Source organism: Sphingobium sp. B11D3A, assembly GCF_025961695.1.
Classification (GTDB): Bacteria; Pseudomonadota; Alphaproteobacteria; order Sphingomonadales; family Sphingomonadaceae; genus Sphingobium.
On record NZ_JAOQOE010000001.1, the window covers coordinates 1,671,445 to 1,686,802 of the forward strand.

The 15,358-nt window shown below is 64.9% G+C and carries 11 protein-coding genes; 7 read left to right on the forward strand and 4 right to left on the reverse strand.

Features of this window, described 5'->3' with window-relative positions; all coding sequences use genetic code 11:
• Window positions 1-76 precede the first annotated feature (76 nt).
• Window positions 77-730, reverse strand: a complete 654-nt coding sequence (locus M2332_RS07970; protein WP_264573634.1) for a YceI family protein — start codon at window positions 728-730, stop codon at window positions 77-79.
• Window positions 731-778: 48 nt separating this feature from the next.
• Window positions 779-1,609, reverse strand: a complete 831-nt coding sequence (locus M2332_RS07975; protein WP_264573635.1) for a hypothetical protein — start codon at window positions 1,607-1,609, stop codon at window positions 779-781.
• Window positions 1,610-1,831: 222 nt separating this feature from the next.
• On the opposite strand from M2332_RS07975, the gene M2332_RS07980 reads away from it, so the two are divergent.
• The 7 genes from M2332_RS07980 (at window position 1,832) to M2332_RS08010 (ending at window position 11,425) form a co-directional block, all read left to right on the forward strand.
• Complete coding sequence (locus tag M2332_RS07980; RefSeq protein ID WP_264573636.1) at window positions 1,832-2,707, forward strand: IclR family transcriptional regulator; 876 nt, start codon at window positions 1,832-1,834, stop codon at window positions 2,705-2,707.
• A gap of 110 nt (window positions 2,708-2,817) precedes the next feature.
• Window positions 2,818-4,152 carry a spinster family MFS transporter gene (locus M2332_RS07985; protein WP_264573637.1) on the forward strand — a complete coding sequence of 445 codons (1,335 nt, stop codon included), beginning with the start codon at window positions 2,818-2,820 and terminating at the stop codon, window positions 4,150-4,152.
• 221 nt (window positions 4,153-4,373) lie between these two features.
• Window positions 4,374-6,704, forward strand: coding sequence for a DUF1592 domain-containing protein (locus tag M2332_RS07990; RefSeq protein ID WP_264573638.1), 2,331 nt, complete (start codon window positions 4,374-4,376; stop codon window positions 6,702-6,704).
• Complete coding sequence (locus tag M2332_RS07995) at window positions 6,704-7,561, forward strand: VOC family protein (protein WP_264573639.1); 858 nt, start codon at window positions 6,704-6,706, stop codon at window positions 7,559-7,561. The genes M2332_RS07990 and M2332_RS07995 overlap by 1 nt, the downstream gene beginning before the upstream one ends.
• A 52-nt stretch (window positions 7,562-7,613) precedes the next feature.
• Complete coding sequence (locus M2332_RS08000; protein ID WP_264573640.1) at window positions 7,614-8,936, forward strand: DUF1552 domain-containing protein; 1,323 nt, start codon at window positions 7,614-7,616, stop codon at window positions 8,934-8,936.
• Window positions 8,936-10,540 carry an ankyrin repeat domain-containing protein gene (locus M2332_RS08005; RefSeq protein WP_264573641.1) on the forward strand — a complete coding sequence of 535 codons (1,605 nt, stop codon included), beginning with the start codon at window positions 8,936-8,938 and terminating at the stop codon, window positions 10,538-10,540. The genes M2332_RS08000 and M2332_RS08005 overlap by 1 nt, the downstream gene beginning before the upstream one ends.
• Window positions 10,541-10,582: 42 nt before the next feature.
• A complete protein-coding gene (locus M2332_RS08010) occupies window positions 10,583-11,425 on the forward strand; it encodes a c-type cytochrome domain-containing protein (RefSeq protein WP_264573642.1) in 843 nt (280 codons plus the stop codon).
• A 175-nt stretch (window positions 11,426-11,600) separates the two neighbouring features.
• Here the strand turns inward: M2332_RS08010 and M2332_RS08015 are convergent, their stop codons facing one another.
• Window positions 11,601-14,042, reverse strand: a complete 2,442-nt coding sequence (locus M2332_RS08015; protein WP_264573643.1) for a TonB-dependent receptor — start codon at window positions 14,040-14,042, stop codon at window positions 11,601-11,603.
• A gap of 306 nt (window positions 14,043-14,348) precedes the next feature.
• Window positions 14,349-15,329, reverse strand: a complete 981-nt coding sequence (locus M2332_RS08020; RefSeq protein WP_264573644.1) for a MarR family winged helix-turn-helix transcriptional regulator — start codon at window positions 15,327-15,329, stop codon at window positions 14,349-14,351.
• Window positions 15,330-15,358: the final 29 nt, after the last annotated feature.

Genomic DNA, 15,358 nt, shown 5'->3' on the forward strand with positions numbered 1-15,358 from the left:
CCCCACGCTCATCCCCGGAGTTCATGCCGCCGCACTAGCGCCGGCAAGCTGAACCGCCGCTGAGCGCTGGCGCGACTTACTTCTCGAAGGCCGCGCTGATCGTCAGCTCGACCTGGTCGGAGACGATGGGGATCGCATAGGTCATGCCGAAGTCGGACCGCTTGATGGCCGCCGTCGCCTCAAAGCCGAGCGTCGCCTTGCCGTTATAGGGATGCTTGCCGGCCCCGGTGAACTCGGCCTCAAGCACCACCGGCTTGGTCACGCCGTTGAGTGTCAGGTCGCCGGTGATCTTTGCAGCCGTGGCGCTCGTCGCGACGACACTGGTGGAGACAAAGCGGGCCGGCGCCGGATCGGGGCCGAAAAAGTCGGGTTTGCCGCCATCCTTGCCAGCGCGCAGCAAATGGCCGTTGAGGCCCGCACTGGCCGTCACCACGCGCGCGACCGGAATGGACACATCCACCTTCGCGGCGGAGAGCTTGGCCGGATCGATCTCCAGCGTGCCGGTGATGTCCCCGAAAATGCCGAAATAGTCGTTGAAGCCGAAATGATTGGCGCGCCAGCCGACGAGCGTGTGGCCGGCATCGGCCTTGTAGGTGCCGGCTGCGACCCGGCTGACATCCTTCTGCCCGGGCAATTGCGCCTCATTCTGCGCGGCCAGCGGCGCCACGACAAGAATGGCCGGCAGAGCCACCAATGCGGTCGCCAGAGCGATCTTCGTTCTTTTCATCATTCCACGGTCCTCCAACCAGTCAAGAAAAGGCGTGCGGATATCGGGCGCTCAGAGCGGCGAATCCGGATTGAACAAGGTCCGCCACATATGGGCGCTCGGACTGCTGTCGAAGCCGAGGCCCTCTGCGGGCTGACGGAAATGGCGGCCGATCACATCCTCGAACGGGTCCAGAGAGACCTGCGCATTGGGATCGAAAGCGTAGAGATCGTTCACGGTCACAAGGCGGGCCGCCATGTACCAGCGGTGCTTGCGGACCATCGCGAACTCCCGCTGCACATGCGGCGGCGGAACATAATCCTCGCCGAACATCTCGCGATAGATATCGGGATAGGTGTAGCCCGTCTCCGCGTCCGGGAAGAAGCGCAGCGCGGCATGGTGCCGGATGGCGAAGGCGACCTTCTCGGAGACATAGGGCTCGAAAAGCTGCGCACTCCAGAAGCCATGATTCGCGCGCATCATTGCCATCGACAGATCATGGACGAGGCAGGCGAAGACGATATCCTCATCCATATTGCGCTTGCGCGCCTGCGTGGCGCTCTGCAGGCAGTGGTTAGACGTGCTCTGAAAGCGCAGGCGAATGAAATCGGCGAGCTTGGGCTTTTCCGGCATGGGCGCCAACACGTCGACAGTCCCCTGCTCGGCAATGAAGACATTGCCCACACCGCGCCGATAGTGCCGCGTCGGGATCTGCGCATCGACCTGCGCGACGGTGGGGAAGGTGCGCCCCACCGGACCAAGATTATCCGCCAGGGCATGTTCCAGCGCATCGGCCTTGGCCTCCGCGCTCATCGCCGCAACAGCCGCCGCACCGCCCAGCGAGGCGATGAACGCACGCCGCCCGATTCCGCCGACAATATCCTCCGCTGCTCCCGACTGCATGTGATCCCTCCCCGTCTGCCCCGAGACTTTTCAATTGACTTTGTGAACTCCATTGACGGATTTGCGAACAGATTTGTATCTGGATCATGACGTTGCACTGCGTTTTTCCGTCAATCGGAAAACTGACAGGTGCTGATTGACAGTGCTATCCGAATAGCACGCGCAATGGAGGGGAATGATGGGCGGCACGCAAAGCCGGGGCCGGATCGGCGCGGCATTTTCATGTCCATGGGTTACGCAGCACCGGGCGCACGCACCAACCTCGCGCGCCGCCTGGATGCACGCGGAATGACCAGCCCGCGCGGCTCGGCAGAGCGAGTCATCTATCTCCTCAGGCTGGTGATCGAGGGCAGCGAGCAGTTCACGCTCGGCGAGCTTGCGGAGCGGTCGGGCCTGCCGCTCAGTTCCGTCCACCGCCTGCTGCGCCCTCTGCTCACCGAGGGCATCGTCGAGCGCGGCGATGGCCAGACCTACCGCACCGGGCGCGAACTCACGCGGCTGGCCTCACAGCTGATGGCACAATTCGATCCGGTGCGCAGCGCGCGGCCGCTGCTTGCCGGGCTGGTGCGCAAATGGTCGGAGACGGCCGTGCTATGCCTCTATGCCCCGGTTCGGCGCCGCGCCGTGGTCGCCGCTGTGGCCAATGCCGCCTGCGACCATTGCCCGGCGCTGGAAGAAGGCATCGAGATCGAATTGCCCTGGGGATCGCTCGGCCAGGCCATTCTCGCCAGCCTGCCACCGGGCGAGAGCGAAGCCATCTTCCGGTCCATCACCCGCAGCCCCATCGCGGGCAGACCGCCGGCAAAGCGCGCGCAGTTTCTCGAGCAGATGCGGCGAGTCCGCGACGAGGGCGTCGCGCGCAATCTGGATGAGGAGCTTGGCCTCGCCGGGGTCGCAGCGCCGGTTTTCGATGGCGCGGGACGGCTGATCGGCTCGCTCGGCGTCGTCATGCCCCTGCCCCGCTTCCACGCGGCGCGCGATGCCGATCTCGTCCGTGACGTGGTGAGGGCCGCGAACAGCTTCGCAGGCCGCGCTGCCGACAGCACAGGGCGCGCCCATCCCTTCCACATTCCGGAATTGCGCCCCGATGTCCATTGAGAGGATTGACGCCATGGGGGCCCCGTCCCTGTCTGGCAGGCAGAGCTGCACACTGTGCGCAATGGGGAGAGGCGGGGTGACACATATTGGCCGATTACAGGGCAAGCGCCGTGCGCCCGATTACTGAGCCGCTGCCCATCGGCCGGGAGAGCGCGGCCGGCCCATCCCCTCTGCCCAAGGAACAGCGGGCGCCCTGGCCCTGGCAATCGACCTGGCCATTCGCAATGCTGATGGTCGTCTCCATCTTCAACTATCTGGACCGGTCCCTGCTCGGGCTCGCCTTGCCGGCGATCAAGGCGGAGATGGGCGTTTCCGACACCGCGCTCGGGCTGGTTTCGGGCGTTGCTTTCATCGTGATCTATTCGCTGATGGGCCTGCCCATCGCGTGGGCGGCCGACCGGTTCAATCGCCGTACGATCATTTCCATCGGACTCGCCTTCTGGAGCGCCGTCACGCTCGCGACTGGCTGGGTTACCAACATTTGGCAACTTGCTTTCGCACGCTTCTGCCTGGGCGCGGGAGAGGCCAGCAGCACGGCGCCGGCCAATTCCATGATCGCCGACCTGTTTCACCCCACAAGGCGCCCGCTGGCCTTGGCGATCTACGGCGTCGCGGCGACCATTTCGCACATCGTACTGTTCCCGGTCGCCGGCTGGATCGCGGAAACCTATGGCTGGCGCGCCATGTTCATTGCCGCCGGCGTGCCGGGCATCGTGGCAGCGCTGGTCTTTCGGCTCACGGTCCGCGAGCCGGCCCGCACAGCGGCTCGGCCAGCGCACAGCCGTTCGCCGATTGCCGCGATCAGAACCGACGTGCGCGCGCTGCTGGCCAACCGATGCTATGCCTGGATGCTGCTCGGCATGACGTTCATGGGATCCAACATCTGGGCGACCGGCTCCTGGACGCCGACCTTCTTCCAGCGCGTCCACGGCCTGACCATGGCGGAAGCGGCGACGATCATCGGCCCCTCACGCGGCTTTCTCGGCGCGGCGGGCATTCTGCTGGGCGGCCTGCTGGTGGATCGACTCCGCAAGAGCCAGTTGCGCTGGCGGGTCGGCATTCCGGCGCTCGCCTGCCTGGCGATCGGCCCCGCGGAACTGCTGTTTCTGCTCGGCGAGGAGACCGCGATCTGGGTGCTGGGCTTTGCCGGCGCCAGCTTCTTCACTCTGCTGCATCAGGGGCCGATCTACGCCGCCGTCGTCAATGTGGTGGCGCCCGACCAGCGCGCGCTGGCCATTGCGATGCTGCTGCTGGGCGGCGGTCTCGTCGGCAACATCATTGGCCCGACGGCGGTCGGCATTTTGAACGATGTGCTGGCGGCGGACTTCGGCCAGTCGGCCATCCGTTATTCCCTGTTGCTCATCGCGATCACGCCACTCTGTGCCGGCGCCTGCTTCTGGCAAGCCTCGGGCCTCTACGTGCGCAACGCGAATGAGGAGGGTTGAGCAGCACCGCGCGACGAGTTGATTTCGGAAATCATGTTTGCCGCTCGATGCGGCCGCGCCGTCCTTCCATATATTAGAAATCCTGCCTTCATCGCGTGACAAAAGAAAATTGATTTTGTATACCGAGACTCATGAAGGGGATTTCTGAAACGGGGCGCAAGAGAATGAGCGCGATGGCAGGAGAGGCAGCCCGGTTCGGCGGATCACGCCAGGGCGCTGCTATGATTCTTGCGGCGGGCGCAGTCTATCTGGCCGCGCTCGGCGCTGCCTTCCCTGTGCAGGGCGACGAGCCGACTGCCGTGGCGGAGAATGCACCGCACCCGATGATCGGCAAATACTGCATGTCCTGCCACGATTCGGAAGAGCGCGTCGCCGGCCTCTCCTTCGAGGGCGTGGACTTCGACCATACCGGCAAGAATGCGGCCATTTGGGAAAAGGTGGTGCGCAAGGTGAGCGCGGGCGCCATGCCGCCGCTCAACAGCCCTCGGCCCGAGGCGAGCGAACTGGCCTCCTTTCTGGGCGAATTGACCGATCGGCTCGATTCCACGCCCGCGCCACTCCCCTCGGCCAACCTGCGCCGCCTGAACAGAACCGAATATGCCAATGCCGTGCGCGATCTCATCGGGCTGGAAATCAATCCGGCGGACTTCCTGCCGCCCGATGCCGCGACCGGCGGGTTCGACAATATCTCCAGCGTACTGACCACCTCCCCGGCGCTCATTCAGGGCTATCTCAATGCCGGGCTCAAGATCAGCAGCATCGCCACGGGCGCTTCAACGCTCGAACTGACGCGGACCGTTTACAATGCGCCCGGCAAACTCGTGCAGACCAAGCATCTGGAGGGGCTGCCGCTCGGCACCCGGGGCGGGATGCGGGTCAACCATTTCTTCCCGGTGGACGGCACCTACGAGATCAGCGTGCGCACCAGCACCGGCGGATTCATCGCCGGACGCCGGGCGCCGGCCCCCATGCCGGCGGTCAACCTCACCATCGACGGCCGCCGGGTCACGCTGGGCAAGGGCGACAAGGTCCGCGTGAAGCTGGGCGCCGGGCGGCGCACGATCACGGCGGCGCTGCTCGACGAGGTCGCCGGCGCGGGTGTGAACGACATCTATGCCAATTATCTGACCAAGGGCCTCGTCCTCAACGTCGCGGTCAACGGGCCATTCACGACACAGGGGCCGGGCCGCAGCGCCCCGCGCGCCACGGTCTTCTCCTGCCGCCCGAAGAGCTGGATGGAGGAAAAGCCCTGCGCTCGCGCGATCCTGACGCGCCTCGGCAGCCTTGCCTTCCGCCGCCCGCTCAAGCCGATGGGCGGCGAGGTGGACGCGATCATGAAGATGTATGATGCGGGCCGGGCGCAAGGCACGTTCGAGGACGGCGTGCGCGCGGGCCTCTCCTACATTCTCGTCGATCCCCGCTTCATTTACCGGTTCGAGCAGCCGGTCGCGCAGGACAAGTTCGCGATCAGCGATCTCGACCTCGCCTCGCGCCTCTCCTTCTTCCTGTGGAGCAGCATCCCCGACCAGCAATTGCTCGATCTGGCGGCGCAGAACAAGCTCAGCGACCCCGCCGTGCTGGACCAGCAGGTCAACCGCATGCTTGCCGACCCCAGGGCGGAAGCGCTGGTCGACAATTTCGCGACCCAGTGGCTGCATCTGCGCGAATTGCGCTCGGTCCAGCGCGAGAGCCCGGCGTTTGACGACAATCTGCGCGTCGCCTTCGAGAATGAGACCAAGGGCCTCGTTCGCTATGTGATGCTGCAAAACCGCCCGATCCGCGATCTGCTCGATGCCGACTACACGTTTGTCAACGAGCGGCTGGCCCAGCATTATGGCATTAGCGGCGTGCGCGGCGACTATTTCCGCAAGGTCAGCCTGCCGAAGGACAGCGTGCGCCGTGGCCTGCTCGGGCAGGGCGCGATCCTCACCGTCACCTCCGTCGCCAACAGAACCTCGCCGGTCATTCGCGGTGCGTGGGTGCTGGAGAACATCCTCGGCGTGAAGCCGCCGCCGCCGCCGCCCGGCGTGGAGACCAATCTCGACGCGAATGCCGAGGCGACGAGCCTGCGCCAGCGCCTTGCCGTGCATCGCGAGAACAAGGTGTGCGCCTCCTGCCATAATATGATGGACCCCATCGGCCTGGCGTTGGAGAATTACGATCTGGTCGGCCAGTGGCGGACGCGGGACGGCGCCTTTCCCGTCGATGCCTCCGGCGTGATGTCCGACGGCACCAAGATCAATGGCCCGCGCGATCTGCGCAACGCCATCCTCGCCCGCTCGGACGCCTTCACCCACACCTTCATCGAGAAGTTGATGACCTTCGCCATCGGCCGCGAACTCACCTTTGCTGACATGCCGGAAGTGCGCCGGATCGCCCGGACCAGCGCCGGCAATGGCGATCGCTTCCAGACGATCCTGCGCGGCGTCGTCACCAGCCGGCAGTTCCGGATGCCGGCGGGCAGCCAGAAGGATCGGCTGCGCGTGTCGCCCAGCCAGTTGACCTGGAACACCAGCCGGCAGCCGCCCGCCATGATTGGGAGAAAGAAGTGATGAACGGCGATGATTTTTCAGGCGATGGCGCGGGCATATTCGACCGGCGCAGCGTGATCGCGGCCGGCTCGCTGCTTTCGCTGGCTCTCTCATCGGGTGTGGCGCTGGCCGCGGAAGCCCTGCGCGGTGACGAACTGCCGCTGCGCACCACGGGTCTGGAACATATCGGCATGCTGGTGCCGGACGTGACGAAGGCCGCGCAATTCTATGGCCGGCTGTTCAATCCGGCCGTCCACAAGGAGGCCGACCCGCCGCTGCGTTATTATGTCGTGCTGGGCAAGGGCTATATCGCCTTGGGATCGCGCGCCACCGCGCCCGATCCTGCGATCGACCATTATTGCGTGCTGCTGCAGAAATACGACCGCAAGGCAATGGATGCGCGCATCGAGCGTGAAGGGCTGGCCCCGGCGATGCGCGGCATCGTCTACGATCCCGATCACATCGGCCTGCAATTGCTGGAAGAACCGGCCGGCCTCGCCAGCACGACGGTGCCGGCCGGAAACATCGTGGAGGGCGCGCCCCTCGTCACCCCGCTCAAGATGGAAAGCATCCTGCTGCGCGTCAGCGATCTGGCTGCGACGAGCAAGTTCATGTCGCTCTTCTTCAAGGAGATGCGCGCGCCGGTGCCGGGCCAGCGCTGGTTCGCCGCCGCGAACACCCCCATCGCCATCCGCCAGACGGTGGGCCGGGAAAAGCCGGCCGTGGATGACTGGACGGTGAGTTGCCGCCGCTTCGACAGTGGCAAGGTCGCCGCCGCGCTCGCGCAGATGGGGGCAGTCATCCTCCCTTCCGCGCCCGGCACGCTGCGCCTGCTCGATCCCAATGGTTTGCCGCTCACGATGAAGATGGCCGGCTGATGCGCCGGCCCGCCCCGCCCTTTCCGCTTGGCTCTGAGGTCTGGAGACGTCGATGACCTACCTTACCCGCAAATCGCTTTCGCGCCGGACCGTGCTTCGCGGGGCCGGCGCCTGTCTTGCGCTCCCCTTCCTGGAATCGATGATACCCGCCGCATCATCCGGGCTGCCACCGGCGCGGACGCGGCTCGGCTTCTTCTATGTGCCCCATGGCGCGGTGATGGACAGGTTCCGGCCGGCGACGCTGGGCGCCGGCTTCGAACTGTCGCCCACGCTGCGCCCGCTGGCGGCCTTTCACGACAAGATCAATGTCATCAGCGATCTGACGCTGCCGCTCGCCTACACGCAGGATGCCTCGGCTGCGGCCAATCACAGCAGTTCCTCCGCCGTCTACCTCTCCGGCACGGCGATGACCAAGAATGTGAACAAGCTCGGCATGACGGCGGATCAGGTCGCCGCCAAGCATCTGGGCCAAGATACGCCTCTGCCCTCGCTCGAACTCGGCATCGAGGAGCCCTCGGCGATCTGCGGCGAAGGGTGGAGCTGCGCCTATCGCGATACGATCAGCTGGCAGGACGCCAACACACCGCTGCCGATCCAGCGCAATCCGCAACTGCTGTTCGAGCGCCTGTTCGGCGCCGGTGGCACGCCGGAGGAACGCGCCGCGATCTGGAGTGAATCGCGCAGCATGCTGGACACGGTGACCGACCAGACGCGCAAGCTCTCGGCCGATCTGCCGGCCGAGGATCGTCGCCGGCTCGACCAGTATTTGACCGACGTGCGCGAGGTCGAACGGCGGCTGGAACTGACTCAGGCACAGACCAGCCACGATATCGTGGTGCCGGAAAAGCCCATCGGCATTCCCGAGGATTTCGAGACGCACATCAAGATGATGTTCGATCTGCAGGTGCTGGCATGGCAGACCGAGCTGACCCGCATTTCCACATTGATGCTGGCCGTCGAGAACAGCAACCGCATCTACCCGGGCAGCGGCGTGATGGAGAGCTTCCATCCGCTCTCGCACCACAGCAACGTGCCGGCCAACAAGGACAGGCTGGCGCAACTCAATGCCTATCACGTCTCCATGTTCGGCTATCTGCTCGACAAAATGGCCAGCACGCCCGATGGCAATGGCTCGCTGCTCGACAACAGCATCCTGATGTGGGGCAGCGGTATGAGCGATTCCAACGTTCATAATCACGGCCCCCTGCCGATCGTCCTCGCGGGCGGCGGCTCGGGCAAGGTCGCCGGCAAGCGCCACATCAGCGGCGGCGTCGGCAAGGATCGTCCGCTCTCCAACCTGCTGCTCTCCATCCTGCAAAAGGCGGGCGCACCGGTGGAAAGCTTCGGCGACAGCGACGGCACGATCGACATCTGATGCCGGCCACAAGCAAACGCATCGCGCTGGCAGGCCTGGCGCTCCTGGCGCTCGCCCTTATCGCCTTCCTGCTGCTGCGTCCGCAGCGCCCGGTGCTGCCGCCGGCCAAGGCGCAGGAGCTAGGCGTGCAGATGGCCTCGGCGGCGCGCGACAATCAGCTCAAGCGCATGTACGAGCTGGTCGACAGCGGCGCCAATCTCGATGCCCGCTCGCCCGACGGCACGCCCGCGCTGCACTGGCTGGCACGGCGCAATCTGGCGGACGATGTCGACCGCTTGCTCGATCTTGGCGCCAACGCGGGGCTCGCCAACGAATATGGCCTGACGCCCTTGCATGTGGCCGCCGAATTTGGCGCGTCCGCTGTGCTGCGCCGCCTGCTCAGGGCCGGCGCGCCTGTGGATACCCTCTCCCACACCGGCCAGACCGCGCTCATGATCGCCGCGGGCGAAGGGGACGGCGCCAACGTCAAGGCGCTGCTTGCGGCCGGTGCGAACCCCAATTTCACCGACAAGGCCTATGGCCAGACCCCGCTGATGCTCGCGGTGCGCGGCGGCAGCGTGGAGGCGGTGCAGGCGCTCATAGAGGCCGGCGCCAACGTCAACGCCGCCACGAAGCTGGGCAGGAAGCCCGAGTTCCGCGCGCCCGGCGAAGGCGGGGGCTCGCATGGCGACGGCATCGTGCGCGGCGGCGTGCCGCCCGAGGGTTCGCGCGCCGAGTGGCCCGGCAAGATCACCCCGCTCCACCTCGCCGCGCGCGAGGGCACGGTCGAGATGGCCAAGGCGCTGGTCGAGGCCGGCGCGAAGATCGAGCAGCCCGAGGCCAATGATGCCCGCCCGCTGCTCGTGGCGGTGCTGAATGACAATGTGCCCGTCGCCCAATATCTGCTCGACAAGGGGGCCAATCCGAACGCTGCCGACTGGTATGGGCGCACGCCGCTCTGGGCGGCCGTCGATGTGCGTAACATGGAGCTGGATACCGACACCGCCAAACAGAAGGGCGTCGATCGTCCCCGTGCGCTCAAGTTCATCGGCGCGCTGCTCAACAAGGGCGCCAATCCCAATGCGCGGGTGATGCGCTATCCGCCGACCCGCTTCTGGCTGCTGACGGCTGGCTCCCTGTCCTGGGTCGATTTCACCGGGCAGACGGCGTTTCTGCGCGCCGCCCTCTCCGGCGATGTGGACGCCATGAAGCTGCTTGCCAGCAAGGGCGCCGACCCCAATATCACGACGAACAACGGCACGACACCGCTCATGGCCGCTGCCGGCATCAACTGGGTGTTCTTCCAGACCTTCGACGAGGGCGAGGACAAGCTGCTTGAGGCCGTGCGGCTCTGCCACGAGCGGTTCGGGCAGGATCTGAACGCGACGAATGCCATGGGGCTGGCCGCCGTTCATGGGGCAGCCAATCGCGGATCGAACAAGATCCTGGCCTATCTGGCGAGCAAGGGCGCGCGCTTCGACATTCGGGATGTCGAGGGCCGCACGCCCTACACCTGGGCGAAGGGCGTGTTCCTGGCGACGACCGCCGCGGAGCCGAAGCCGGAGTCTATGAAGCTGATCGAGCAGGTCTGCGCGCGTACCGGGCAGTCCTGCGGCATCAACTGACATCGTCCGGACACAGCGGACCGCATCATTCGGGGGATTTTCGTGCAGGACTTCATCTTCTTCCTCGGTCGCTTCCACGTTCTCGTGCTGCACCTGCCGATCGGCATTCTGATGCTGGCGATCGGGCTGGAGATCGCGACGCGCTGGCCGTGCTTCGCCGCCCTGCGTCCTGCTGTCTCGGCGACATGGCTGATCGGCGCGCTCTGTGCCTTTCTCACGGTGACATTGGGCTATATGCACGCGAGCGAGCCCGGCTTCACCGGCGAGGCGGTCAACTGGCACCGCTGGAGCGGCGTGCTGCTGGCAGCCAGCGCGCTGCTGGTCTGGGCCTGGCAGCGCGAATTCCCGAACATCTATGACCGAGGCTGGCCGCTTGCCTGCCTTGTCACGGGCGGGCTGCTCGTGGCCACCGGCCATTTCGGCGGCAATCTGACGCACGGCCCGACCTACCTCACCGAATTCGCGCCCGGCCCGCTACGCTCTGGCCCCGGTGGCCGGCCTCCGGTGACCAATGTCGCCGATGCGGATATCTTCCTCGATGTGGTCCACCCCACCCTGCAGACGCGCTGCGCCTCCTGCCACAACGATGACAAGCGCCGCGGCGCACTCTCCATGGCGACCTACAAGAGCCTGATGGAAGGCGGCGAGAGCGGCGCGGTGATCGATCCCGGCGAAAAGCAGCGCAGCGACCTGTATCGCCGCATTACCCTTCCCACCGACCACAAGGACTTCATGCCCAAGAACGGCCGCACGCCGCTCACCCCGGATGAAGTTGCGGTCATCGGCTGGTGGATCGAGGCCGGCGCCCTGCCGGAAGGCACCGTGGGCAAGCTGAATGCGCCCGAAGACATCCGCGCCAAAATCGCCAAGGTGCTCGGCCTTTAACCGCAAGCCGCCACGCCAGGCCCGCTGGTGGGATAAGGGGCGCGGCCAATCCACGTTGCGCCTCTCGCGCAATGGCCCAGCTGTTCCAAGCCCTGCCTCATAAAAAACGGGCGGATCGATTACCCGATCCGCCCGCTGCAATGTCGTTAGCGGGTGCCGGGGCACCCGCCCCCCGTCAGAAGTCGTAACGGATCGACGCGCCGATCATGCGTGGCTTTCCGCGCACCACCGAGAGCATGTTGCGCGGCGGCGCGCCGACGCCGGTGGGCGTGAAGCTGTCGAAATAGGCGCCGCCGAAGCGGGTGGCACCCGTCGCGTAGGTCTTGTCGAACAGATTGTTCGCGAAGACCGAGATCACCACCGGCACGTTCTTCGGCATGAAGCGAACGCGGGCGTTGACGAGGCTATAGGCCGGAAGCTGGTACTTCGAATCTGGGTTGTCGAGGTTCAGCGTGGCCTGATCGTCGGTGTAGCTCCAGTTCATGTTGACCGTGAACTCGCCGAACTCGGCTGGCATGTTGAGCGTTCCGCCGAGGCTCAATTGCTTGCGCGGGATATCCGGGAAAAGGAAGGGCCCGCCATTACGCACCGGATCGAGCTTGACGCCGGTCAGCGAGCCGCTGGCATCGAGCGAGAAGTTCCGCGAGAGGCGCAGGCGGCTGTCCAATTCCAGTCCGTAAACGTCGATGTCGCCGGCATCGACAACCTGAAGGTTGAACCCCAGCGGGCAGGACGGTCCCGTCGTGCAGGTCACGCGACGCGCTGACTGCCGGTTGCCCCATTGCATGTAGAAGACGGTCGGATTGACGATGAACGCCCGGTTGAAAAGCGCCATACGCAGGCCGACTTCATAGTTACGGACGGTCTCGGGCGGCACGGTCGGCACGCCGTCGCCGCTCTGCGCCGGGCCGGGAATGTTGTCGGCGATCGAGAAGCTGTAGAGGCCTGCCTTGTACGCCTTGGAAATCGTCGCATAAGCGAGGATATCCGGCGTGATCTTGTAATCGATGGTCGCGCGATAATCGACCTGTTGCCAATGTCGCGAACTGTCCACGAAGGTCGATGTTGTGCCGGGCGCCGGCGTGAAGTCCGACGAGGCATATTCGATCGATTCGATCCGCTTGCGATCATACGCATAGCGCAGGCCGCCCGTGAAATTGAGCCGGTCGGTCACGTGCCAGGTCGCGCTGACGAAGGCACCGAAAGAGTTGGCCACCTGCGTAGTGTCGGCATCCTGCCGGCGGACCAGACCGCCATCGGCATTGCCGTTAGGGCTGTTTGGATAGACGCTGGTGCCCTTGCGGGTAATGGTCAGGCCCTGCTCGTCCGACTTTTCGTAGAAATAATTGAGGCCACCGACGACATCGAGCGCACCACCGAACGGCGCTGCGTTGAGCTGCAGTTCCTGATAGAAAACCTTCGACCCGGTATCGAGCTTGCGGTTTTCCGTGCCCAACTGCTGATAATCGATCACCCCGTTGAAATCGAGCTTCGACAAGCCGGAGGTCGAGGACAGGGTCACATCGTCGGACAGCTCGTAGGACATGCGCAGATCGGCCTGCCAATAAACCGACGTGTTCCGCTGCACGCACTCTTCGCCGAAGTCGGGATTGAAATCATCCAGCAGGCAGATGTCATGCTGGCGATATTTGTCGCCGGTTACTACGCGCGGATCGTTATAAGGTGCAATCGGCGCCTGACCGACGGACTTGAAGGCATCATTGAGCCAGTCGCCATAATTGCCCTGAATGCCGACAAAGCCCGGCGCGGGCTCGATCCCCGGTCGCAGATCGAGCTCCTCAGTGACGATCGGCGACCCATTGGCGCGGGAGTCGGTGTAGAGAAAGCCCAATGTGGCCTCAAAGCGATCGTTCGGCTCGAAGCGCGCCTGCACGCGCCCGACATAGTCTGTCGATGCGCCGTTCTTCTCGGTGCCGCGCTGCACCCATCCGCCCTGATGCAGATAGGCGCCCTGCGCGCGCACGGCCAGCGTATCGCCGATGGGGATATTGATCGCGCCGACGATATCCGCCCGGTCATAATTGCCGGCCGTCACCTGCGCATAGCCTTCCGTCTCGCCGAGGCGCGGCTGCTTGGTGAAGTAACGCACCGCGCCGCCCGTGGAGTTGCGGCCGAACAGCGTGCCCTGCGGGCCGCGCAGCACCTCGATCCGGTCGATATCGATCACTTTGAGAACCGAGCCGGCAGTGCGCGGCATGTAGATACCGTCGATATACAGGCCCACACCGCGCTCGCCGAGTGCGCCACCGCCGCCGCCGATGCCGCGGATCGTGAAGGAGGGGGTGGATGTGCTGCCGCCGCGCTGCGGGGCGATGCTAAGATTGGGTGTCTGGTTGGCCAGATCCTCCAGATCCTCGATGCCGCGGGCTTCCACCATTTCTTCGTTCACGGCGACGATCGAGAGCGGGGTATCCTGCAGGTTCATCGCGCGCCGCTCGGCGGTGACGACGATGTCATGAATGACGGAGGTCTTGTCCTCATCATCATTATCAACGTCTTGCGCGGAAACCGGAGAGACGCCGCCCGCCCCCATCAACGCGGCGCCAGCCAATAGCAATCCATTGCGCCGCAAGGGCGCCCGTCGAACGATCTGCATGTAACCTCCCCTAGATGGAAACCTCTGGCTTCCGGCCCCGCACCTTGTCGGTGACCGAAGCATGGATGGGTATTGCAGGCCAATTATCGATGCACAAGAGTTTTGTTGATTTTGATAACGAAATGGATCATCCGTTCAGGCAGATAGCTTAACGAGGTCTCGAACAGCCAGGACAGTTCCCCAGAAACCAGCGGCATTCCAGTAGATTCAGCACGTCGCGCACATTTGCGCGACGCGTTTCTGCCTAAATGCTGTTGTTGATTTGAATACCGCCGAACGATCGCCGGGGACCGGTTGATCGATCGATCAGCCGCGCGCCATCGCGCGGGCATTTTCCATCAGCAAGGTGAGGACGGCGCGATAGCGGGCCTCTTCTCCCGGCTCCAGAACCCCCAGCAACCGCGCGTCGCGATCAGCCTCTGCCGTGGTCAGCAGGCGCCACAAACCGCGCCCCTCCGCCGAAAGATCGAGCAGGATATCGCGGCGGCCCGGCACTTTCGTGCGGTTGACCAGCCCAATGCTCTCGATGCGCGTCAACGCACGCACGATCTGGCTCTTGCTGGCGCCCGTCGTGCGCGTCAGGCTGAGCTGGGTCATCGGCTCGTTCTTGCCGATCAGCATCAGCATATCCGCTTCGAAAGACGAAATCGCTCCGACCCGCTTGGCCAGCAGGGTGGCGGTGCGGTTGAGATAGGAGGCCAGCGTCGTCAATGGCGGCAGAACCATCACATGGACGCGCGCATCGGCAATGCCCGGCTCGTTCCGCTCATTGGGCCGCCTTTCCGACTTGCGCTCGGCCCCCGGCTCCTGCGTCCCGCCGGACAGCTGGATCTCAGCGTCGAGCATCGCCGCTGCCTCGTCGATCATGAAGCGGGTCGCACGGATGAAAAAGTCCCGCGTCGGCGCGTCGAGCCCGCCGCAGACCTCCACATTGCGAGCAATGGCAACCGCGAGGATCTCCTCGTAGACCGCCCGGCCCTTCTCGGTAAATTCCGCCTTGGAGCGCACGTCGGGACGGTGCACGAGGCCCGTGGCGGTCAGGTGTGCCAGCGACCGACTGATCTGCGCGCGCTGAATGCCCGAGAGGCGCGCAATCTGCGTGAAGGTCACCTTGCCACGTCGACCGATCAAGGACAGCAACCGCCGATCGAGATTGGCCAGATCCAGCTCGGCATCGATCTGCCGCGCGCTGGACATCTGCGCGGTCGCCAGAAGACTGTTGATCAGCCTGCCAAAAGGCGTGCGCTCGGGCGCCTTGCCAGCGGATAATTCCGGTTCTCGCGACATGATGCGCGTTATGCAATGAAACGCGCCAA